The 18,909-nt window shown below is 56.4% G+C and carries 27 protein-coding genes; 9 read left to right on the top strand and 18 right to left on the bottom strand.

Going from position 1 to position 18,909, the window contains the following annotated elements; translation table 11 throughout:
- The first annotated feature begins 4 nt into the window (after positions 1-4).
- Positions 5-772, top strand: a complete 768-nt coding sequence (locus tag JHC09_RS04880; RefSeq protein WP_210338108.1) for a TIM barrel protein — start codon at positions 5-7, stop codon at positions 770-772.
- Here JHC09_RS04880 and JHC09_RS04875 read toward each other — a convergent pair.
- The 3 genes from JHC09_RS04875 to nth all read right to left on the bottom strand — a co-directional run bounded on the left by JHC09_RS04875 (position 769) and on the right by nth (position 3,152).
- Positions 769-1,773 (bottom strand): adenosine kinase, encoded by a 1,005-nt coding sequence (locus JHC09_RS04875; protein ID WP_199531053.1) that lies wholly within the window; start codon positions 1,771-1,773, stop codon positions 769-771. The two genes, JHC09_RS04880 and JHC09_RS04875, sit on opposite strands and share 4 nt — an antisense overlap.
- Before the next feature lie 96 nt (positions 1,774-1,869).
- Entirely contained in the window at positions 1,870-2,430 is a 561-nt protein-coding gene (locus JHC09_RS04870; protein WP_169194431.1) for a TetR/AcrR family transcriptional regulator, read from the bottom strand.
- A gap of 47 nt (positions 2,431-2,477) precedes the next feature.
- Positions 2,478-3,152, bottom strand: coding sequence for an endonuclease III (gene nth / locus JHC09_RS04865; protein WP_199531052.1), 675 nt, complete (start codon positions 3,150-3,152; stop codon positions 2,478-2,480).
- Between the two features lie 48 nt (positions 3,153-3,200).
- Between nth and JHC09_RS04860 the strand changes: the two genes are divergently transcribed.
- Both JHC09_RS04860 and JHC09_RS04855 read left to right on the top strand, forming a co-directional pair.
- A complete protein-coding gene (locus JHC09_RS04860) occupies positions 3,201-3,680 on the top strand; it encodes a DUF2244 domain-containing protein (RefSeq protein WP_199531051.1) in 480 nt (159 codons plus the stop codon).
- A 70-nt stretch (positions 3,681-3,750) separates the two neighbouring features.
- Positions 3,751-4,620: a bifunctional helix-turn-helix domain-containing protein/methylated-DNA--[protein]-cysteine S-methyltransferase gene (locus tag JHC09_RS04855; protein WP_199531050.1), complete on the top strand. Its 870-nt coding sequence runs from the start codon at positions 3,751-3,753 to the stop codon at positions 4,618-4,620.
- Positions 4,621-4,690: 70 nt separating this feature from the next.
- Here JHC09_RS04855 and JHC09_RS04850 read toward each other — a convergent pair whose 3' ends face one another.
- Complete coding sequence (locus JHC09_RS04850) at positions 4,691-5,305, bottom strand: 2,3-bisphosphoglycerate-dependent phosphoglycerate mutase (protein ID WP_199531049.1); 615 nt, start codon at positions 5,303-5,305, stop codon at positions 4,691-4,693.
- Between the two features lie 11 nt (positions 5,306-5,316).
- On the bottom strand, positions 5,317-6,129 hold the full coding sequence (gene dapB, locus JHC09_RS04845; RefSeq protein WP_199531048.1) for a 4-hydroxy-tetrahydrodipicolinate reductase: 813 nt from the start codon (positions 6,127-6,129) through the stop codon (positions 5,317-5,319).
- A gap of 108 nt (positions 6,130-6,237) precedes the next feature.
- Here dapB and JHC09_RS04840 point away from each other — a divergent pair, with 108 nt between their 5' ends.
- The gene (locus tag JHC09_RS04840) at positions 6,238-6,588 is read left to right on the top strand and encodes a VOC family protein (protein ID WP_199531047.1); all 351 of its coding nucleotides are present in this window, start codon (positions 6,238-6,240) and stop codon (positions 6,586-6,588) included.
- A 42-nt stretch (positions 6,589-6,630) separates the two neighbouring features.
- On the opposite strand, the gene coaA is transcribed toward JHC09_RS04840, so the two are convergent.
- The 7 genes from coaA to hisB all read right to left on the bottom strand — a co-directional run bounded on the left by coaA (position 6,631) and on the right by hisB (position 11,184).
- Positions 6,631-7,578: a type I pantothenate kinase gene (gene coaA, locus JHC09_RS04835; protein ID WP_199531046.1), complete on the bottom strand. Its 948-nt coding sequence runs from the start codon at positions 7,576-7,578 to the stop codon at positions 6,631-6,633.
- Positions 7,579-7,580: 2 nt separating this feature from the next.
- Positions 7,581-7,895, bottom strand: coding sequence for a phosphoribosyl-ATP diphosphatase (locus tag JHC09_RS04830; RefSeq protein WP_199531045.1), 315 nt, complete (start codon positions 7,893-7,895; stop codon positions 7,581-7,583).
- A gap of 69 nt (positions 7,896-7,964) precedes the next feature.
- On the bottom strand, positions 7,965-8,765 hold the full coding sequence (gene hisF, locus JHC09_RS04825; RefSeq protein WP_169194440.1) for an imidazole glycerol phosphate synthase subunit HisF: 801 nt from the start codon (positions 8,763-8,765) through the stop codon (positions 7,965-7,967).
- A 2-nt stretch (positions 8,766-8,767) separates the two neighbouring features.
- On the bottom strand, positions 8,768-9,091 hold the full coding sequence (locus JHC09_RS04820) for a hypothetical protein (RefSeq protein WP_199531044.1): 324 nt from the start codon (positions 9,089-9,091) through the stop codon (positions 8,768-8,770).
- Positions 9,088-9,816: a 1-(5-phosphoribosyl)-5-[(5-phosphoribosylamino)methylideneamino]imidazole-4-carboxamide isomerase gene (gene hisA, locus JHC09_RS04815; protein ID WP_199531043.1), complete on the bottom strand. Its 729-nt coding sequence runs from the start codon at positions 9,814-9,816 to the stop codon at positions 9,088-9,090. The genes JHC09_RS04820 and hisA overlap by 4 nt, the downstream gene beginning before the upstream one ends.
- Entirely contained in the window at positions 9,813-10,466 is a 654-nt protein-coding gene (gene hisH / locus JHC09_RS04810) for an imidazole glycerol phosphate synthase subunit HisH (RefSeq protein ID WP_199531042.1), read from the bottom strand. Before hisH ends, hisA begins: the two co-directional genes overlap by 4 nt.
- 130 nt (positions 10,467-10,596) lie before the next feature.
- The gene (gene hisB, locus JHC09_RS04805; protein ID WP_199531041.1) at positions 10,597-11,184 is read right to left on the bottom strand and encodes an imidazoleglycerol-phosphate dehydratase HisB; all 588 of its coding nucleotides are present in this window, start codon (positions 11,182-11,184) and stop codon (positions 10,597-10,599) included.
- Positions 11,185-11,339: 155 nt separating this feature from the next.
- Between hisB and hslV the strand changes: the two genes are divergently transcribed.
- The 3 genes from hslV to hslU are packed head-to-tail and all read left to right on the top strand — an operon-like array spanning position 11,340 to position 13,745.
- Positions 11,340-11,894, top strand: coding sequence for an ATP-dependent protease subunit HslV (gene hslV / locus JHC09_RS04800; RefSeq protein WP_199531040.1), 555 nt, complete (start codon positions 11,340-11,342; stop codon positions 11,892-11,894).
- A gap of 2 nt (positions 11,895-11,896) precedes the next feature.
- A complete protein-coding gene (locus JHC09_RS04795; RefSeq protein WP_199531039.1) occupies positions 11,897-12,442 on the top strand; it encodes a GNAT family protein in 546 nt (181 codons plus the stop codon).
- Positions 12,435-13,745, top strand: coding sequence for an ATP-dependent protease ATPase subunit HslU (gene hslU / locus JHC09_RS04790; protein ID WP_199531038.1), 1,311 nt, complete (start codon positions 12,435-12,437; stop codon positions 13,743-13,745). Before JHC09_RS04795 ends, hslU begins: the two co-directional genes overlap by 8 nt.
- A gap of 38 nt (positions 13,746-13,783) precedes the next feature.
- On the opposite strand, the gene JHC09_RS04785 is transcribed toward hslU, so the two are convergent.
- The 3 genes from JHC09_RS04785 to JHC09_RS04775 form a co-directional block, all read right to left on the bottom strand.
- Positions 13,784-14,152, bottom strand: a complete 369-nt coding sequence (locus JHC09_RS04785; RefSeq protein ID WP_169194448.1) for a helix-turn-helix transcriptional regulator — start codon at positions 14,150-14,152, stop codon at positions 13,784-13,786.
- Positions 14,149-14,646 (bottom strand): Smr/MutS family protein, encoded by a 498-nt coding sequence (locus tag JHC09_RS04780; protein ID WP_199531037.1) that lies wholly within the window; start codon positions 14,644-14,646, stop codon positions 14,149-14,151. Before JHC09_RS04780 ends, JHC09_RS04785 begins: the two co-directional genes overlap by 4 nt.
- A gap of 121 nt (positions 14,647-14,767) precedes the next feature.
- The gene (locus JHC09_RS04775) at positions 14,768-15,493 is read right to left on the bottom strand and encodes a Tim44/TimA family putative adaptor protein (protein WP_199531036.1); all 726 of its coding nucleotides are present in this window, start codon (positions 15,491-15,493) and stop codon (positions 14,768-14,770) included.
- 170 nt (positions 15,494-15,663) lie between these two features.
- Here JHC09_RS04775 and JHC09_RS04770 point away from each other — a divergent pair, with 170 nt between their 5' ends.
- Both JHC09_RS04770 and secB read left to right on the top strand, forming a co-directional pair.
- A complete protein-coding gene (locus JHC09_RS04770) occupies positions 15,664-16,125 on the top strand; it encodes an FxsA family protein (RefSeq protein ID WP_199531035.1) in 462 nt (153 codons plus the stop codon).
- 78 nt (positions 16,126-16,203) lie between these two features.
- On the top strand, positions 16,204-16,716 hold the full coding sequence (gene secB, locus JHC09_RS04765; RefSeq protein ID WP_169194452.1) for a protein-export chaperone SecB: 513 nt from the start codon (positions 16,204-16,206) through the stop codon (positions 16,714-16,716).
- 51 nt (positions 16,717-16,767) lie between these two features.
- Here secB and dnaQ read toward each other — a convergent pair whose 3' ends face one another.
- From dnaQ to JHC09_RS04750, 3 genes are read right to left on the bottom strand one after another with little or no spacing between them, the layout of a single operon-like run.
- Positions 16,768-17,481 (bottom strand): DNA polymerase III subunit epsilon, encoded by a 714-nt coding sequence (gene dnaQ, locus JHC09_RS04760; RefSeq protein ID WP_199531229.1) that lies wholly within the window; start codon positions 17,479-17,481, stop codon positions 16,768-16,770.
- Positions 17,481-18,077, bottom strand: coding sequence for a dephospho-CoA kinase (coaE, locus tag JHC09_RS04755; RefSeq protein ID WP_199531034.1), 597 nt, complete (start codon positions 18,075-18,077; stop codon positions 17,481-17,483). The genes dnaQ and coaE overlap by 1 nt, the downstream gene beginning before the upstream one ends.
- A gap of 3 nt (positions 18,078-18,080) precedes the next feature.
- Positions 18,081-18,908, bottom strand: coding sequence for a shikimate dehydrogenase (locus tag JHC09_RS04750; protein WP_169194454.1), 828 nt, complete (start codon positions 18,906-18,908; stop codon positions 18,081-18,083).
- Position 18,909: the final 1 nt, after the last annotated feature.

The raw sequence follows: 18,909 nt of genomic DNA, 5'->3' as shown, positions 1-18,909 counted from the left end.
CATCATGAAACTCTCAGCCTGTGTCGAAATGCTCTTCGTCCCCGAAACCGGGGAGGTGGCAGATCGGATCAGACTGGCAAAAGCCGCTGGCTTTGACGCCGTGGAATTCTGGCTGTGGTCCAACAAAGACCTCAGCCAGATCAAAGACGTACTGGCAGAAACCGGGGTCGCCTTGGCTGGGATTGTTGCCGAGCCCTTTGCCAAGCTCACAACATCCGCTGACCACGATCGCTTTCTAGCCGGGCTCGAAAAGAGCCGTGACGTGGCACTCGATCTCGGCACCAAGATACTCATTTGCCAATCCGGCCCCTTGCTCGAAAGCATGGATCGCAATGCCCAACGCGACGCGCTGGCGCTGGCCATGGAAAAATCGGCAGATGTCCTAAAAGGCTCAGGCGTACGTTTGGCGCTGGAGCCGCTCAACGATCTCGTTGATCACCCAGGCTATTTCCTCACCGACACGCGCGAAGCCCTTGATATCATTCGCGATGTGAACCGGGCAGAGATTGGGCTTACCTATGACCTCTACCATTCGATGGTGATGGGCGAGGACCCAGAGGCGATCATGACGGGCAATATCGACACCATCGCCCATCTCCATGTCGCCGATCACCCAGGCCGCAATCAGCCGGGGAGTGGTGAGCTCGATCTCAAGCGCAAGCTCGAGTGGCTGCATGGTGAAGGCTATGATGGATTTGTGGGGCTCGAATTTCGCCCCACCGGATCAACGGATGCGGCTCTGGCCCAAATGCGCCAAAGCCTATCGCTTTAAACTGCGAGGCCGTGGGATTTAGCCAGATCGGCAAGGCTTTGCTGCGGGCGAGCGCCGATGTGCGAAATCACCTCGGAAGCAGCAAGGCAACCAGCCTTGAGGGCCATTTCATGGTTCTGGCCACGCGCGAGGCCAAGCAGGAAGCCTGAGGCGAAAAGATCGCCAGCCCCGGTCGCATCGACCACCTTGTCGACCGGGAAGGCTGGAACGGAAATCACTTCGCCATTACAGATCGCCATCGCGCCCTCGGCGCCCATGGTGATGGCCGCAACTTCGGCGTCCTGAGCGATCTGGCGAACCGCAGCACCAAGGTCATCGGTCTCATAGAGAGACTTCAATTCATTCACATTGGCAAAGACATAGTCGATAGTTTTTGAGCGAATGAGGTCGAGGAATTCAGCACGGAAGCGATCGACGCAGAACGGATCGGAAAGGGTGAATGCGGAAGCGCGTTCATGCTTATGGGCATAGTGGGCGGCGCGGACGAAAGCCTTCTTGGCTTCCACCGGATCCCACAAAAAGCCTTCCATATAGGTGACGGCCGAACCGCCGATTTCATCTTCCAGAATATCGCGCTCGGTCAGCTCATGGCAGGCACCGAGGTAAGTATTCATGGTGCGCTCGCCATCTTCGGAGACGAAGATCATGCAGCGGGCGGTGCGCGCACCGTTAATGAGGCGGGTCGTCGAATAATGCACGCCCTGCGCGCGCATATCGGTGTCAAACACATCCCCAAGACCGTCATCGGCCACCTTGCCGACAAAGGCAGCGCGCCCGCCGAGCGAGGCGACGCCAGCCGCCGTATTGCCCGCCGAACCACCGGAGCTCTGTTGACGGCTGGCAGGCATTTTGCCGTAGAGATATTCGGCGCGATCCCCATCGATGAGGTGCATAATGCCTTCGGTCATGCCCTCGCGGTCAATGAAGCCGGGCTCGATTGGCGTGATGATGTCGACGATTGCATTGCCAATAGTCAGCACGTCAAAGCGGGTCTGCGTCATTGAAAAGGTCCGAGGTGATAGGAAAACCGAAAAAGTCTTATGCTAAGCGTCCGGTGCGGGCAATGCCGTCAGCATGTCGCAGCTGGCCAGCTTCGCCTAAAGGCTGGCCAAAACATCGGCGATGAGCGCCTTGGTTTCTTCAGGTGTTTCGACCTTCACCTGACCATCGAGCAAGAGCATAGCCAGACCATGAACTTTGGCCCAAGCAGACAGGGCTTTCACACGGTCAAATTCATCGTCGCCACCGATAACCTGTCGCAGACTATCGAAAGCCGTGTCTGACGCCATTTTCAATCCTGGCCGCGCAATCTTGGTCAGCTGTGGCGAGAACATGAGACGGAAGAGATTGGCGTTTTCGAGTGCAAACAGCACATAGGTTTTGCCCATGGCCGACAGCGGATTATCGGGATGCTCTTCCGCAACCTTTGCCATGCGCGCTGAGAAGCGATGAAAGCCCGTGATGGCCAGAGCTTCGAGCAGCGAGTTGCGGCTATCAAAATGCCGATATGGGGCTGCTGGGGAGACGCCAACCAATCGCGCTAGATCACGTAGGCCGACGCCTTGCTCGCCATCGCGTTCCAAAATGCCCATGGCAACCTCCAGCATGACGCTGCGAAGATTGCCGTGATGATAAGAGCTCAGATGAAATGTTGACATGAACCACATATCGCGCGGCGATGTTGGCAGTGTCAACAAAGGTGCGATTAGCTGCGAGCAGGGTTCTCCGTTTTGGGGGAGAAATTGCACCATTCCAGAACGGGGCAGCGCCAACACTCCGGCTTTCGCGCTTTGCAAATATAGCGACCGTGGAGGATCAACCAATGATGGGCATGGAGCATATAGCGGTCCGGCACTATTTTGGTGAGCGCCATTTCCACTTCAAGCGGGGTCTTCCCCAAGGCCATGCCGGTGCGATTGCCGACGCGGAAGAGATGAGTGTCGACGGCAATGGTCGGCTGCTTGAAGAAAATATTGAGCACGACATTGGCCGTCTTGCGACCGACGCCGGGCAGGGCCTCTAGTGCCTCGCGCACATCTGGCACTTCCCCGCCGTGCTTTTCGATCAGCTGCTTGGAAAGCTCATAGGTGAACTTGGCCTTATTGCGGTAGAGGCCGATGGTCTTGATCTCGTTCTCAATGCCCTCAACGCCGAGTGCCACCATGGACGCGGGGTCGGGTGCGAGCTTGAAGAGATTTTTCGTCGCCTTGTTGACCCCGACGTCCGTGGCCTGCGCGGACAAAACCACGGCCACTAGCAGAGTGAAGGCGTTCACATAATCGAGTTCACCCTTGGGTTCGGGCTCGATTTCGTGGAAACGATCAAATACAGCTTCGGCTTGAGCCCGGGTGAGCCTCTTCACTTTTTGTGTTGCTGCCATTCTCTCGCTTCCGAATCTCTGCCACTATTTCCGGTAAGAGGCATAACCATGCAAGTCACGACCAACAAACCCCTGTTTGCTGCTACACTTCGCCCTGATCGCGCCATGCGACTGACCGGCGGTTGGGCGGCACTGGTCGTGGCCTTTTTGGGCGTGATGCCGGTCTTGATGATCGCGTCAGAATATTTGCTCACCGGAGCTTTAGCATTCGCTTGTGCGGCAGTAGGTCTGATTATTTACGGACAGAGCCAGCGCCGTAGAACCCATCAAACCCAAACCGTGACGCTGTGGCCCGAACAGCTCGAAGTTGTTGAGCAGGGTTTTGCCAAGCCCAAACGCATGCAGCGCTTTGATCCCAACACTGTCCGTCTCGTGCTGCACCGCGATGCTTTTGAGCGCACCACCCAAATCCTGCTCAAGCATGAAGACGAAATCCATGAGCTTGGTGCCTTCCTCTCGATGGATGACAAGGGCAGTTTTGCCAAAGCCTTTGGCGCCGCCTTGCGGCAAGCACGACGTAATCGATAGGTCAAAAACGGGTCGCTTGTTCCGCTCCAAGCTGGCTAAACTAAGCTCAGCCTCTGAGGTGAATTGAGCGATGAACCAACGACCCGAAATTTCTCCCGCACAAGACTATGACACCATCCGCGCTGCTATTCGCTATCTCAGCGAGCGGGGTGCCGACGAGTTGGCGCTGGACCGCTTTGCGCGCGCTATTGGCCTCACCGAGCGCCAGCTGACCGATCTTTTCCGGCGCTGGTGCGGCCTATCTCCCAAAAGCTTCGCCCAAGCTGTCGCGCTCAATCACGCTAAGAAACTTCTCTCGGAAAATGTCAGCGTATTGGACACGAGCTATGAAGTTGGGTTCTCCTCAACCTCACGGCTTCATGATCTCTTCGTCACCTATGAAGCCATGCCGCCTGGCGTTTTCCGTACTGGCGGGGCAGGGCTGGATATGATCTGGGGCACAGCGCCATCGCCCTTCGGAACGGCTGTGGTCACGATGACCGAGTACGGCATTTCCGGCATTGGCTTTGCCGACGAAGAGACCAGTGTCGAAGACGCATTTTTAGATCTTGCCCGCCGATGGCCGATGGCACGCTTTTTTCGGGACGATGCCCGTGTTGGACCCGAGGTCGTAAAAATCTTCGCGCCACAAAATTGGTCGGCGGAGCAGCCCGTCAAGCTCGTCATGATCGGCACTGACTTTGAGGTGAGTGTCTGGCAGACGCTGCTCAAAATTCCGGTGGGGCAGGCGGCGACCTATGCGGAGGTGGCGCGCACTATTGGCAAGCCCCAAGCGTCACGGGCGGTGGGGGCAGCCGTCGGACGGAACCCCATTAGCTTTGTCATCCCGTGCCACCGTGTCGTTGGGTCAACGGGCGCCCTTACCGGCTATCATTGGGGCGTGCCACGCAAACGCGCCATATTGGGTTGGGAAGCTGGGGTGATTTCGACCCGGAGCTAAAAGTGTTCCACGTGAATCCAAAATGAAAAAGGGGCCTCTCGGCCCCTTCATCAAACTCTTGTCTTGTCGCTTAGAGCGTCACGCGCTCTTCGAATTTTCCATCAGCGGAGATCTTGTAGATCGTGGGTTCGCCAGTGCCAATTTCGCGCGCCAGAATTTCGTCAGGGGTCAGACCTTCAATGGCCATGACTAGAGCCCGCAGGGAATTGCCGTGCGCTGCAACGAGGACAGTCTTACCCGCCTTGAGCTGCGGCAGGATTTCGGCCTCATAATAAGGCACGGTACGAGCTGCCGTGTCCTTAAGGCTTTCGCCCCCTGGTGGAGGAACGTCAAATGAACGGCGCCAAATGACAACCTGCTCCTCGCCCCACTTGGCGCGCGCATCATCCTTATTGAGGCCGGCGAGATCGCCATAGTCGCGTTCGTTAAGCGCGATATTGCGAGTGATGGTGACGTTCTGAACGCCCATTTCCTCAAGCATCAAATCGAGCGTGTGCTGAGCACGACGCAGGCCCGAGGTGTAGTAGAGGTCGGGGGCGATGCCCGCGGCCTTCAAAGCCTTACCCGTTGCGCGAGCTTCCCCTTCACCTTGTTCGGTGAGGTTTGGATTGCGCCACCCGGTGAACAGGTTTTTTAGGTTCCACTCGCTCTGGCCGTGACGGACTAGGATCAGCGTGCCGGTCATAGAAAATTCCCTTAGCTGTTGAGGCCGAGTACATCGGCCATGGAGTAAAGACCCGCCGGCTGGCGGTGTGCCCAGAGCGCTGCCTTAGCGGCGCCATTGGCATAAATCGTGCGGTCTTGAGCAAGGTGATTGAGCTCAATGCGCTCAGATGGACCCGCCAAAATGACGTGGTGATCGCCAATGACATTGCCGCCACGCAGGGTGGCAAAGCCAATGGTGCCAGACTCACGTGGACCGGTGTGGCCGTCACGAGAGCGAACCGAATTATCCTTCAACGAAATGCCACGGCCCTTTGCCGCTGCTTCACCCAACATCAGCGCGGTGCCAGAAGGCGCATCCACCTTGAGATTGTGATGCATCTCGAGAATTTCGACGTCGTAGTCAGACAGCGCTGCTGCAGCCTTTTCGACGAGGACCGTCAGGGCCACCATGCCCGGCGAGAAGTTGCCTGACTTAACGATCCGCGCACCGGCCTTGCCTGCTTCGGCAATGGCGGCGTCGTCTGCTTCAAGGCAACCTGTCGTGCCAATGATATGAACGATACCCTTGGCAGCAGCCTTCTGCGCCAAAGCGACGGAGGCTGCTGGAGCGGTGAAGTCGATAATCACATCGGCATTGTCGAGCAGGCTATCGGCATTGTCGGTGACGATGACACCAAGCTCTTCGAGACCGGCGAGTACACCGACGTCTTTGCCCAACGCGGGAGATCCAGACCGATCGAGAGCACCAACAAGCTCCAGTTCAGGATGAGCGGCGACAGCACGCACATTGGCAGCGCCCATTCGGCCCCCGGCACCTGCAACGATGGTGCGCAACTTGGTCATAAGAACCTCCACGAGAATATGGTTGATGCCTATAGCAGTGCTGATGCGTCGCTCCAAGTCGAACACTGTGCTACGATTCGGAGAAAAGCCAAGAAAGTCGACCCTGTCATGACACTGACGAATGTGCTGGCTGGCATCGCCGTGGAGGACTTGAGCCAGTCGCTCGTGTGGTATGAGTATTTGTTCGGCCGCCCCGCTGATGCTCAAACCATGCGCAATGTTGCCGAATGGAAGCTACCCGGCGGAGGCTGGGTGCACGTCGTGACCGATGAGGATCGGGCAGGGGCCAGCATGGTGATCCTGATCGTCGACGATATTGCCGAAGAGATCAGCCGCCTCGACATGTTCGGCATTAAGCCAGTATCCAAAGCCTTTGGCGACTTTTTCAAAACGGCTAAATTTCGTGACCCAGACGGCAATCTGGTTGTGCTGTCACAACCGCAACAGGGCACCTACTAAACACAAAAAAGCCCGCGACTTGCGCGGGCTTGGATAGTGTCATTAGAGACGACGAAGTCGGACTTCATCGACCCGATGATTATTGCCCTTCTTTAATACGAGGTCAGCGCGACCACGGGTCGGCTGTACGTTTTCGAGTAGGTTAGGCAGGTTGATGGTGCGCCAAACATTGCGCCCATATTCGCCCGCTTCCTCTTTGCTCATCTCAGCAAATTTGCGGAAGAAGGAATTGGGATCGCGGAATGCGGTTTCGCGCAGACGGTAGAAGCGCTCAAGGAACCAAGCCTCAAGGTCTTGCAACTCCGCATCGATATAAATCGAGAAATCGATAAAGTCAGAGGCGAACAAAATGGGGTTGCCGGTTTTGGGCAGTTCGCCGGGCTGCAGAATATTGAGCCCTTCAACGATCAAAATGTCTGGCCGGTCGATGGTGACATCGCCACCCTTCACAATGTCATAGACGAGGTGAGAATAGACCGGGACCTGCACATTGCGCTTGCCCGATTTAATATCAGCCAAAAAGCTGACAAATCGCGCGCGATCATAGCTTTCAGGGAAACCCTTACGGTGCATGATGCCACGCTCTTCCAACACCGCATTGGGGTGGAGGAAGCCATCGGTGGTAACGAGGTCGACCTTGGGGTTTGACGGCCAGCGCGAGAGCAGGGCTTGCAGAATACGGGCGGTGGTCGATTTGCCGACCGCGACAGAACCCGCAACACCGATAATGAAGGGGACCTTAGCATCGGGCGATTTTAGAAACCGGCTCGACACGCGATGCAGGCCTTGGATCGCCTCGACGTAATAAGAGAGAAGGCGCGAAAGCGGCAGATAGACCTCTTCAGCCTCGGCCAAAGAAATAGGGTCTGAGAGCGAACGCAGCCGATCAATATCGGCCTCATCCAGCGTCATCGGCTGACCGTTGCGCAATGCGCTCCATTCCGCCTTTGAGAAAGTGCGATAGGGGTCAGGCCGTTGACGCTTAGCCATCACTAGTGCTCCTTGCGAGAGGCTTTTTCGGCGAGGCCAGATTGGGCTGTGCGCGCATCAAGCTCAGCCATGACCTCGGCGAGAGGCACGTCAGCGGCTTTGAGAACAACCAAGAGATGGTAGAGAACGTCAGCCGCTTCCTTGACGAGTTCAGCCCTGCCGCCAGTCACCGCAGCGATGACGGCTTCGGTGGCTTCCTCGCCAAGCTTTTGCGAGGCTTTGTTGATGCCGCGCGCAATCAATTTGGCGGTGTAACTTTCGTCAGGTGAAGCTGCAGCGCGCACAGCGACGCGCTGTTCGAGTTCTTCAAGTGTCATGGATTACTCCCGCCCTTTGAAGTGGGCTTAAATCACACATTTGGGGAGGCGTCATCCGCCACCTTTGACTTAGGGCTTGGTGCGGTCCATACGCATGGGAATGCCATGATCGACCATATACTGCTTAGCCTCAGGAATGGTGTAAGTGCCGAAGTGGAAAATAGAGGCCGCGAGCACAGCGCTCGCATGACCTTCCTTCACGCCATCGACCAAGTGCTGGAGATTGCCAACACCGCCCGAGGCAACAACAGGCACATCGACACTGTCGGCAATAGAGCGCACGAGTTGGAGATCGAAACCAGACTTGGTACCGTCGCGGTCCATGGAGGTCACCAGCAACTCGCCCGCGCCACGTTCAACCATGCGGTGGGCAAATTCCACCGCATCAATGCCGGTCGGCTTCCGACCGCCGTGGGTGTAGATTTCCCATTCGGAGCGATTGTCGCCACCGACCTTGGCATCGAGACGCTGCTTGGCGTCGACCGAAACCACGATGCACTGATTGCCAAATTTATCCGCCGCACGGGCGATAAAGTCAGGATCGTTCACGGCAGCGGAATTAATCGAGACCTTATCCGCGCCTGCAAGCAGGAGCTTGCGAATATCTTCAATCGTGCGAACACCACCGCCAACGGTCACCGGCATAAAGCAGTGTTCAGCCGTACGGGCGACAACGTCAAAAATCGTGTCGCGGCCCTCGTGACTTGCAGTGATGTCGAGGAAGGTCAGCTCATCGGCACCCGCGGCGTCATAAGCAATCGCGGCTTCAACCGGATCGCCAGCATCGACGAGATCGACAAACTGTACACCTTTAACAACGCGGCCACCGGCAACGTCGAGGCAGGGGATGATACGGGTTTTCAGGCTCATGATCAGTGCGCTTTCGGCATCAGCCGCCAGGCGATGCGGTGGGTGGTGATGATCACCATCAACGCCAGAAGCGCGCCCCCAGCGACAGGGAAGGTGATCGTCGTAAACCAAGTCAGCAAGGACAGGATGAACAGGCCTGCACCCCAATCCATGCCGAGGAAGAAACAGCTCGTCAAACTCTGTTCAACGAGTCCGCAGCCCGCCAAGATCGCCACTGTGTTGGCGATCAGCGTGCCGACGAGCGGGGCTGAGGCAAACACAGCAATCACAACCAAGGCCTGGCCATAGCCCCACCAGGGAAATAGGTGGTGCCGAAGTGAACTCATTTGGCCTTCAATCGTGCCAATGCTTCACGTGAATCAATGCGACCATCGTAAAGCGCCCTGCCCGAAATCGCGCCTTCAAGAACAGCATATTCCGGCTGGGTCATGCGTTCGATGTCATCCATCGACGCCAGACCGCCCGAAGCGATAACGGGGATCGAGGTTGCGCGAGCAAGCTCAAGAGTTGAATCCCAATTGATGCCAGCCAGAACGCCATCACGGTCGATGTCGGTATAGATGATGGCGGCAACGCCTGCGCCTTCAAAACGCTTGGCCAGTTCAAGGATGGAGAGTTCCGACGTTTCCGCCCAGCCTTCAACGGCGACCATGCCTTTTCGCGCGTCGATACCAACAGCAACTTGGCCCGGCCATTTTTGCGCTGCTTCCTTGACGAGGGCTGGATCACGCACGGCAACAGTACCGAGGATCACGCGGGCAAGACCCTTATCGAGCCAGCTTTCGATATGACCGAGGTTGCGGATACCACCGCCCAGCTGCACCGGGAATTTGACGGTCTTTAAAATCTCTTCAACGGCTCCGCCATTGACGCTTTCACCAGCGAAAGCGCCGTTGAGGTCGACCACGTGCAGATATTCAAAACCCTGATCTTCAAAGCTCTTGGCCTGAGCCGCCGGGTTGTCATTGAAGACAGTCGCCTGGTCCATATCGCCTAGCTTGAGGCGAACGCACTGACCATCTTTAAGATCGATTGCAGGAAAGAGGATCATGGGGTCCAGTCCAAGAAGTTATTGATGAGACGCAGGCCAAGCGCTTGGCTCTTTTCCGGGTGGAACTGCGTGCCAAAGATATTATCGCGGCCGACGCATGCGGTGAACGAACCGCCATATTCCGTGGTGGCGAACAGGTGTTCAGCCGCGTCGGTTTTGAAGTGGTAGGAGTGGACGAAATAGGCGTGTAGCCCATCGGGTCCATCCGGAATGTCTTTGAGAAGCGCATGGGGACGCGTGATGGTCAGCGTGTTCCAACCCATGTGCGGAATTTTGAGGCTTGGGTCAGACGGGGTGATTTTTTCTACCGCGCCGCCGATCCAACCGAGGCCCTTGCTAACCACCTTCTCGCGACCTTCGGTGGACAGCAATTGCATGCCTACACAAACGCCCAAAAAGGGTGTGGTACCGTTGAGCACTTTTTCTTCCAGCACGTCGACCATGCCGGTGACGCCATCGAGGCCAGCCTTACAATCAGCATAGGCGCCGACGCCTGGGAGGACGATGCGCGTGGCCGAACGGACGAGGTCTGGGTCGCTGGTGACGATGACGCTTTCACCATGACCGCGTTCTGCCGCCACACGTTCGAACGCTTTGGCTGCCGAATGCAGATTGCCAGCGCCGTAGTCAATAATGGCGACTGTGCTCATGGTTATGGCCTTTCTCAAGGATAGCTTCTGCGCACAAGGGGCCGCAGAAGGAAACAGAGCACCCTCACGCAAAGAGCGAGAGTGCTGGGGTTAGGGCTGACTTAGTGCAAAACGCCCGAGAACAAAAGGGCTAGAGCGTGCCCTTGGTGGAGGGAATGCGATCTGCAGTGCGTGGATCTATCTCCACTGCGTCGCGCAAGGCACGAGCGACGGCCTTAAACATCGACTCCGCCAGATGGTGGTTGTTGTCGAAGTAGAAGTTTTCAATATGCAGGGTGATGCCAGCGTTGACCGCAAAAGCCTGGAAAAATTCCATGAACAGCTCGGTGTCGATGTCACCGATTTTGTCGCGGCTGAACTCTGCCTTGAACACCAAGAAGGCGCGACCGGAAACGTCGAGGGCGGCGCGGGTCAGCGTGCCATCCATTGGCAGGTCGCAAGAGGCATAACGGCGAATGCCCTTTTTATCGCCCAGGGCTTCGCGGATCGCCTGACCGAGCGCAATACCGACATCTTCCACGGTGTGGTGGAAATCGATGTGCAGGTCGCCCTTACACACTACATCCATATCGATGAGCGAGTGGCGGGAGAGCTGATCGAGCATGTGGTCGAAGAAGCCAACGCCGGTCTTCATCGAATGCGCGCCAGTGCCATCGAGATCGATGCTGACCGAAATTTCGGTCTCATTGGTTTTACGAGCGATGGAAGCGGTACGCATATGTCTTTTCTCCGAGCGGACGGATCGTCCCTACCAGATATGCGGGGATGCATAAAGATTGCGTTGCTTTGTGCTTTGGTCGACGCACCCTCCACGCATTGCAATCTCGGTGAAGGCTCCTAAATAGGTATCAACAGTTTGGAGACTTTCCCAACATGAGTGAACATCAATCTCCCGGGTGGCACGGCACAACCATCGTGTCGGTGCGCAAGGGCAATAAGGTCGTGGTAGCTGGCGATGGTCAGGTATCCATGGGCCCAACCGTTATGAAGCATGGCGCGCGCAAGGTGCGTCGTCTGGCTGGTGGCAAGGTGATCGGCGGCTTTGCCGGATCGACCGCTGATGCCTTCACCCTCTTCGAACGGCTTGAAGCCAAGCTTGAGCAATATCCTGATCAGCTGATGCGGGCGGCGGTGGAACTAGCCAAGGATTGGCGCACAGACCGCTATTTGCGCAAGCTCGAAGCCATGATGATTGTTGCCGATAAGACCGACACTTTGGTCCTCACCGGCAATGGCGACGTGCTGACCCCAGACCATGGCGTTATCGCTATTGGCTCGGGTGGAAATTACGCCCATTCCGCTGCGCTGGCTCTGCACCAAGCGACCGAACTCGATGCTGAAGATATTGCCCGTCGCGCCATGAAGATCGCAGAAGAAATCTGCGTCTACACCAATGGCAATGTGACAGTCGAAACCATCGAGCTCTAATCGTGACCCATTCGATCCGGCAATTGCGGGCAGGTGACGAGGCAAGCTATCGAGCCGTTCGGCTTGAAGCGCTCACCAATCATCCTGAAGCTTTCGTCGCTTCAGCAGAGGGCTTTTTGCAAAAGACCGATGCCGAGCTGACCGAAACGCTTGAAAGTCTCTCTGTCTTTGCAGCGGAGACCGACACCGGGTCGCTCGGTGGTATTGCAGCCTTTTATCAAGCCGAAGGCCGGAAAGAACAGCATCGCGGCTGGCTCATTCAGGTCTATGTCCGCCCCGAACATCGCGGTTCGGGCATGGCTGAAGCATTGATCAATACTGTTGTGGAGTTTGCGCAGACCCGCGTTATCCAACTTCATCTCGGTGTGTGGTCGGAGAACGAACCAGCGCTCAAACTCTATAAGCGGCTGGGCTTTTCCATATATGGGACTGAGCCCCGCTATCTCTTCGTGAACGGTCGCTATGTCGACGAACACCTGATGGTGCGCTTTCTGGATAATCATCCAGCCTTGCCCCAGCGCACTTCCGAAAGTGACAAAGATGAGTGAAACCAATTTTTCGCCGCGCGAGATTGTCTCTGAGCTTGATCGCCACATTGTGGGTCAGGCCGACGCCAAGCGCGCCGTCGCCGTGGCTCTGCGCAATCGTTGGCGTCGCCAGCAGTTGCCGCCCGAATTGCGCCGCGAGGTTACCCCTAAAAATATCCTGATGATCGGGCCAACCGGCGTTGGCAAGACTGAGATTTCTCGCCGTCTTGCCCGTCTTGCGCAGGCACCCTTCGTCAAAGTTGAAGCGACTAAGTTCACTGAAGTGGGCTACGTGGGTCGCGACGTCGAGCAGATCATCCGCGATCTCGTCGAGGCCGGCATAACAGTTCTGCGCGACAAGCGCCGTCGTGATGTCGAGGCTCAGGCCCACCATAATGCAGAAGAGCGCGTGCTCGATGCTTTGGTTGGCACTTCGGCCACACCATCCACCCGAGACAGCTTCCGCAACAAGCTGCGCAATAACGAGCTCGACGACAAAGAGATCGAGATCGAATTGCAGCCAGCGACGAACACCGGCGGATTTGAAATGCCAGGCATGCCTAATGGCGGCATTGGCATGATCAATCTTTCTGACATGTTCAAGCAGGCCATGGGCGGTCGCGGGGTTAAGCGCAAGGTCAAGGTGAAGGACGCCTATGAGCCGCTGATCGCTGAAGAGGCAGACAAGCTGCTCGATCAGGATCAACTCAAGACCGAAGCCATCGAACTAGTCGAAAACCACGGCATCGTCTTTATCGACGAAATCGACAAGGTCGCGGCTCGCGAAGGCAGCCCACAGGGTGGTCCGTCGCGTGAAGGTGTACAGCGCGACCTCCTGCCGCTGATCGAAGGTACAACCGTTGCGACGAAATACGGTCCGGTAAAAACGGACCACATTCTCTTCATCGCTTCCGGTGCGTTCCATGTCGCCAAACCAAGCGACCTGCTGCCAGAGCTTCAGGGTCGTCTGCCGATCCGTGTCGAATTGAAAGCGCTCACCCGTGAAGATTTCATCGGTATCCTTTCGGACACTGAGGCAAGCCTTATCAAGCAATATGTTGCACTGATGGGTACCGAAGGCGTCGCTCTTGAAATTACGAAGGACGCTATCGAAGCCATCGCTGACGCGGCGGTGACGGTCAACTCTACCGTTGAAAACATCGGGGCCCGTCGTCTGCAGACAGTTATGGAACGTCTAGTTGAAGAGATTTCCTTTGATGCTCCGGACCGCGCTGGGACGACGATTAGCATCGACGCTGCGTTCGTAAGAGAAAAGGTTGGCATCTTGGCCGGGGATACCGACCTGTCGAAATACGTTCTCTAACAGAAAGCCCCGGACACAGTGCCGGGGCTTTTTACATCTCACCTCTTTCGCGTGGCTCGCTTCATCAGCTCATCGCGAAGGTATTTAAAATCTTCAGGCTCGAGGCGGTGGAGGTTATCGCGCAAGCGATTAGACAACTCCGTTGCCTCGGGCGCCATACCACCCGTGTCTATAGTCACCTTGGGATCAGAGATTTCTGCCAAGCGCTGGAGCTCCTCAGCCTCATCCCAAATCACATTAAAAAATGCGATGATGCGGTGGAGAAGGAAACTGGTCGGCACGCCGCGTTTGCCATGTTCCAAGGCCGATAGGTAGGCGCTCGACACGTTCAACGCGGCAGCCATTTCTTTGAGCGATATTCCACGCGCCTCGCGCATGGCTCGCAACTTCATACCAAGTGGTGTCATATTCGGCGCAGGCGCACATACCACGCCCCCTCGCCACCATGACCACGCGCTGCCATGCTCCAGCCTGAAACCAGTGGGGCCATACTTGGTTCAGACAACCAGATCGGCAACATGGTCCGCAAAATTCCGCGCTCGCTCATGGCGGAGATATAATCATTGTCAGTTTTGATCCCCTTGCCAGTGATGACCAAAATTGTCCGTGCTCCATAAGATACCCGGGTGACAATATAGCGGTAAAGCGCTTCGCGCGCCTCCGCTTGCGTCATGCCATGGAGGTCGATCTTGCCGTCGATCTCAATCCGACCACGGCGCACCTTCTTATGAATGTCAGGGTCTAGCGCCTTGTCAGGCACGCTCGCAATCGGCTTAGGCGGCACATAAGGGGGAAGGAATGGCTTGCCGGGTGTGAGTTTTTTCGGCGGTGCCTTTTTCTCGGGAACTGGGGGAGGGGCAAACTCCTCAGGAACGGGGAGCGGACCGCCCCCCAATTTCATCAAGCCTTTCCGCCGCAACGGATCAACCGTTTCCGAGACTTGGGTCCAGAGGTGAAAGTCGTGCGGCAGGCGCCGTTGGTCTCGTTTAGACATGTGCCTGCCGCAACAGAAGAATTAAGAATTAGTCGAGCTGGTTGGTCGTAACGACCTTCCAGTTAGGATCACGCGACTTTGGATTGCGAGCGAAGGTCCACTCATCGGCAATCATCTGAACCTGATCGGCATTGCCTTCGACAAGGTCACCCGCTGCGTTGCGCGTCGCGGACACCACTTCGGCGTGGAAACGGATCGTGACCAACACATTCTTGCGATCATATTCAGCCTGAGAGAACTCGATCTTTGGCAGACCGACAAAGGTGAAGTCTACCTTATGGCCAGCCGCTTCACGATCGGCGATGGCGCGTTGGAAGCCTTCGAATACGTCCTTTTCGAGGAGGTTCTTGAGCGTCTGACGATCACCTTCCGCATAGGCGGTAATGATCATTTCATATGCGGCCTTGGCCCCTTCAAGGAAGGACTTCGGCGTAAAGGTCGAATCGGCGGCAGCTGCTGCCTTGAGGCCTTCGGCTAGTTCCGTATCGCCGCGCGAGAACTGGTCGATTTCAGCTTCAAGCTTACGGGCACGACGCTCGTCATCGAGATCGGGTGCGCTTGCTGGCGAATGCGGACGAATCGGCACGACCGTATCGTCAGTGTCAGCCTTGCTTTCAGTGTTGGCAGAACGCGACCGATCAACAGGCGGACGTTCGTTGCCCGTGCGTGTGCCGAGCACGGAACGAAGGCGGAAAAGGACGAATACGGCCACGACGATGGCAATCAGGGTCGGCAGGTCGAGAAAATCATCCATTGATTAAGGCACCTTGGGCTGGTCGGCATCGACAAATTTTGGTTCTGGCGCTCGATTGGCCAGCAGTTGTCCCTATATATAGGCAAAGCTTTAGCCCAAAACCAGTTCACATGGGCTGCAATGTCATTTCCCGCGGTTTCAACGCGGTACTTTAGCGAAAGGCTGCCACCGTGGGTCGATTTATCCTCTTCGGTTTTATCGCACTGCCCTTGTTGGAAATTGCCATGTTTGTCGTGGTTGGGCGCGCCATCGGCCTATTACCAACGCTCGGGCTGGTTATCCTAGCTGCTGTTTTGGGTGGCTTTCTGCTTCGACAACAAGGCCTTGGCGCGATCAATCGACTGCGCACAAATGTTAATCAGGGAACGGTGCCTGGCCGGACCATGTTTGACGCGACCATGATTGGCGTCGCTGCAATGTTTTTACTGATCCCTGGTTTTATCAGCGATATCGTGGCGCTGCTGCTGTTGCTGCCAACAGTGCGCGGGTTCCTCTTTGGCCAGTTGGCCAAGAATGTGACCGTGGTAGAAACCACAACCAGCTATCGCCGCGCAGATGAAAGCTATGATTTCCGCGCGGAACCACAACGCACGATTGACCTCGACAAAGACGATTGGCGTAACGACGGCTAACGCTTGTTTGCCTAAGGCAAAAGTGCTAGCCCAAGCCCAGTATTTCTCGGTGATCCGAACGAAGAAGGACCAAGCATAATGGCCGATGAGACCCAGGGCGCGGCTGCGCCGGAATCCGGTAACCAGCCCAGCATGAACCTGATGGGTCAGTATATCCGCGATCTTTCTTTCGAAAATCCGGGTGCTCCCAACAGCCTTCTTACCGCTGGCACCAACCCGAACTTCAACGTCTCGATCTCGGTCGGCGTGAAGAAGCAGAGCGACGAAGTGTTTGCTGTTGAGCTGACCCTCAACGCCAAGGCGCAGCGCGAAGAAAACGTACTGTTCAACGTTGAACTCGTTTACGGCGGCATTTTCCGCATTCGCAACATTCCAGAAGCACAGCTTTCGCCGCTGCTGATGGTCGAATGCCCACGCCTAATCTTCCCATTCGCCCGTCAGGTTCTCGCCAGCGTTACCCAGCAGGGCGGCTTCCCGCCACTGATGATGGAACCGGTCGATTTCTCGGTGATCTACCGTCAGAACCTTGCCAAGCTCGCAGCGCAGAACAATACCGCACCGGCAACCGAAGAAGCGCCAAAGCTGAACTAAGCTTTCGCTGTTCCGAATATGAAAAGACCCCGGTTTGCGCCGGGGTCTTTTTTATTGGGATGTCTCTGACGCGGGGTCACGGTATTTACCCCAAATGGCGCTATCACCCATTTTGGCAACAAAGGCCTCATGGGCAGCAAATTCTTCAGCTTGGATACGGTTCGGCAAAGGGCTGGGGCGCGGCATAACCGGCACACGCGTAACCACTGTCTCGGCCGCTGTTGTCTCGGCTTCCGCGGCGAGGGCAAGACTGACCTGTTTACCGCCAATAAGCTCAAGATAGACCTCGGCTAGGATCTCACTATCGAGCAAAGCGCCGTGGAGCGTGCGGCGCGAATTATCAATGCCGTAGACCTTACACAGCGCATCCAAGCTCACGCGTGCCCCTGGATGTTTGGCCCGAGCCACCATCACCGTATCGATAACGGGATTGCTCAGCTTCGGTTTGCCCAGGCCATCGAGCTGGTGGTTGAGGAAGCCCATATCGAAAGGCGCGTTGTGGATGACCAAGGTCGAGTCCCCGATAAACTCGAGGAACTCGGCGACCACATCCTTAAACAGTGGCTTGTCGGATAGAAACTCTTCGCTCAGCCCGTGAACGCGAAAAGCTTCCTCGGGCATCGAGCGCTGAGGATTGATATAGACGTGATAATGTTTACCGGTAGGGATGTGGTTGATCAGCTCCACGCCCCCGATTTCAACCAAGCGATCGCCGCCTTGCGGAGACAGACCTGTGGTTTCGGTATCGAGGACGATTTCTCTGATCATTTGATATCCCGCTTCGCTCGTACATCTTCGACCAGCTGAGCAATCTGCGCTTCAATTCGTTCGCGCGTCTGCTCGGTGTCAAAGAGATAATTTGCTCGTTCCATCTTTTCTGCCTGCGGCATCTGCCGGGCAATGATGGTCTCCATCTTATCCACGGTCATGCCGGCACGCGCGAGAACACGATCGCGTTGGAGAGCGCTGCTTACATGAGTAACAGCGATACCATCGAAGCCGTAGTTGAAGCCGCTTTCGAACAGGAGGGGCACTTCGACGACCGCGAGCGCATGACCCGCTTTTTCTGATGCCGCCAAAAACTGGGCAATCTTCTTACGAACCAGCGGATGGACGAGAGCTTCTAAGCGCGCAAAGCCGGATGGATCAGCAGCTAGTTTGAGGGAAAGAGTTTGACGGTTCACAACACCATGTTCGAGAACACCTGGAAACAGCGCCTCAACCTCCTTGGCTGCACCACCCGAATAAAGCTCAGCGACAGCCTGATCGGCAGAAAACACCGGTACGCCGAGCTTTGAAAAGCCCTCAAGAACCGTAGATTTTCCTGTCGCGATCGAGCCGGTGACGCCAAGCTTATACATGGATCAATGCCCCAAAGTGGCTTCAATACGGGCGCGCAATTGAGCACTCACCTGTGGCGTAACACCAAACCAGGCCGCAAAGCCGGGAACGGCCTGATGCAAGAGCATGCCCAATCCATCAACGGTTTGTAAGCCAAGCTTTTGCGCATCCGCCAAAAGCGGGGTCACGAGTGGCGAATAAACGATATCTGTCACCAGAGAGCCGAGCTGCAAACGTGAGAGATCTAAATTCTCGAAACGCGAGCCATGCATGCCAACCGAGGTGGTGTTAACGACCAAACCGGCGTGCGGCGCCACATCGTTAAAGGCGTCGATAGGCGCTACCGTGATGTCCCCATCCAATTCCTGAGCCAAACGATCCGCTGTTTCGCGCGTGCGATTGAGAAGGATGACGGGAATAGAACGACTGGCCAAAGCCACGAGAATGGCGCGTGAGGCTCCGCCCGCACCCAGCACGATCGCCGGCTTGGCCCCGTCAGACCAATTTGGTGCTCCCTGATCAAGATTGCCAAGGAAACCAAGATAGTCGGTATTGGTGCCGGTCACGCGGCCGTCGCGGGCAATTAGCGTGTTCACAGCACCAATGCTAAGTGCCAGAGGGTCAACCTCATCGCACAGCGCAAAGACGGCCTCTTTGTGGGGAATGGTGACATTGCCACCAGCGAATTCGCCACCACGCAACCGCTCAAAGAAAGCCGGCAAGGCATCTGGGGCAACGTCAATCGCTTCATAACTTCCGTCAATGCCATGTTCGGCCAACCAAGTGCCGTGAATGAGCGGCGAACGGGAATGGGCAATCGGATGCCCGATAACAAAAGCCTTGGTGGTCAAG

The organism is Devosia sp. MC532 (assembly GCF_016461625.1).
Classification (GTDB): domain Bacteria; phylum Pseudomonadota; class Alphaproteobacteria; order Rhizobiales; family Devosiaceae; genus Devosia.
The sequence above is the reverse complement of the archived record's forward strand: the minus strand, read 5'-3'. Positions and strand labels throughout refer to the sequence as shown.

What these genes read in the sequence shown, in the direction of transcription:
- JHC09_RS04880 (WP_210338108.1), top strand. Translation starts at nt 5, where the DNA reads ATGAAACTCTCAGCCTGTGTCGAAATGCTCTTCGTCCCCGAAACCGGG.
- JHC09_RS04830 (WP_199531045.1), bottom strand. Translation starts at nt 7,895, where the DNA reads ATGACACTTGAAGAACTCGAACAGCGCGTCGCTGTGCGCGCTGCAGCT.
- JHC09_RS04855 (WP_199531050.1), top strand. Translation starts at nt 3,751, where the DNA reads ATGAACCAACGACCCGAAATTTCTCCCGCACAAGACTATGACACCATC.
- JHC09_RS04875 (WP_199531053.1), bottom strand. Translation starts at nt 1,773, where the DNA reads ATGACGCAGACCCGCTTTGACGTGCTGACTATTGGCAATGCAATCGTC.
- hslV (WP_199531040.1), top strand. Translation starts at nt 11,340, where the DNA reads ATGAGTGAACATCAATCTCCCGGGTGGCACGGCACAACCATCGTGTCG.
- secB (WP_169194452.1), top strand. Translation starts at nt 16,204, where the DNA reads ATGGCCGATGAGACCCAGGGCGCGGCTGCGCCGGAATCCGGTAACCAG.
- hslU (WP_199531038.1), top strand. Translation starts at nt 12,435, where the DNA reads ATGAGTGAAACCAATTTTTCGCCGCGCGAGATTGTCTCTGAGCTTGAT.
- hisB (WP_199531041.1), bottom strand. Translation starts at nt 11,184, where the DNA reads ATGCGTACCGCTTCCATCGCTCGTAAAACCAATGAGACCGAAATTTCG.
- hisA (WP_199531043.1), bottom strand. Translation starts at nt 9,816, where the DNA reads ATGATCCTCTTTCCTGCAATCGATCTTAAAGATGGTCAGTGCGTTCGC.
- hisF (WP_169194440.1), bottom strand. Translation starts at nt 8,765, where the DNA reads ATGAGCCTGAAAACCCGTATCATCCCCTGCCTCGACGTTGCCGGTGGC.
- JHC09_RS04775 (WP_199531036.1), bottom strand. Translation starts at nt 15,493, where the DNA reads ATGGATGATTTTCTCGACCTGCCGACCCTGATTGCCATCGTCGTGGCC.
- JHC09_RS04785 (WP_169194448.1), bottom strand. Translation starts at nt 14,152, where the DNA reads ATGACACCACTTGGTATGAAGTTGCGAGCCATGCGCGAGGCGCGTGGA.
- JHC09_RS04860 (WP_199531051.1), top strand. Translation starts at nt 3,201, where the DNA reads ATGCAAGTCACGACCAACAAACCCCTGTTTGCTGCTACACTTCGCCCT.
- coaE (WP_199531034.1), bottom strand. Translation starts at nt 18,077, where the DNA reads ATGTATAAGCTTGGCGTCACCGGCTCGATCGCGACAGGAAAATCTACG.
- JHC09_RS04840 (WP_199531047.1), top strand. Translation starts at nt 6,238, where the DNA reads ATGACACTGACGAATGTGCTGGCTGGCATCGCCGTGGAGGACTTGAGC.
- JHC09_RS04850 (WP_199531049.1), bottom strand. Translation starts at nt 5,305, where the DNA reads ATGACCGGCACGCTGATCCTAGTCCGTCACGGCCAGAGCGAGTGGAAC.
- JHC09_RS04820 (WP_199531044.1), bottom strand. Translation starts at nt 9,091, where the DNA reads ATGAGTTCACTTCGGCACCACCTATTTCCCTGGTGGGGCTATGGCCAG.
- nth (WP_199531052.1), bottom strand. Translation starts at nt 3,152, where the DNA reads ATGGCAGCAACACAAAAAGTGAAGAGGCTCACCCGGGCTCAAGCCGAA.
- JHC09_RS04780 (WP_199531037.1), bottom strand. Translation starts at nt 14,646, where the DNA reads ATGAAATTGGGGGGCGGTCCGCTCCCCGTTCCTGAGGAGTTTGCCCCT.
- hisH (WP_199531042.1), bottom strand. Translation starts at nt 10,466, where the DNA reads ATGAGCACAGTCGCCATTATTGACTACGGCGCTGGCAATCTGCATTCG.
- dapB (WP_199531048.1), bottom strand. Translation starts at nt 6,129, where the DNA reads ATGACCAAGTTGCGCACCATCGTTGCAGGTGCCGGGGGCCGAATGGGC.
- coaA (WP_199531046.1), bottom strand. Translation starts at nt 7,578, where the DNA reads ATGGCTAAGCGTCAACGGCCTGACCCCTATCGCACTTTCTCAAAGGCG.
- JHC09_RS04870 (WP_169194431.1), bottom strand. Translation starts at nt 2,430, where the DNA reads ATGTCAACATTTCATCTGAGCTCTTATCATCACGGCAATCTTCGCAGC.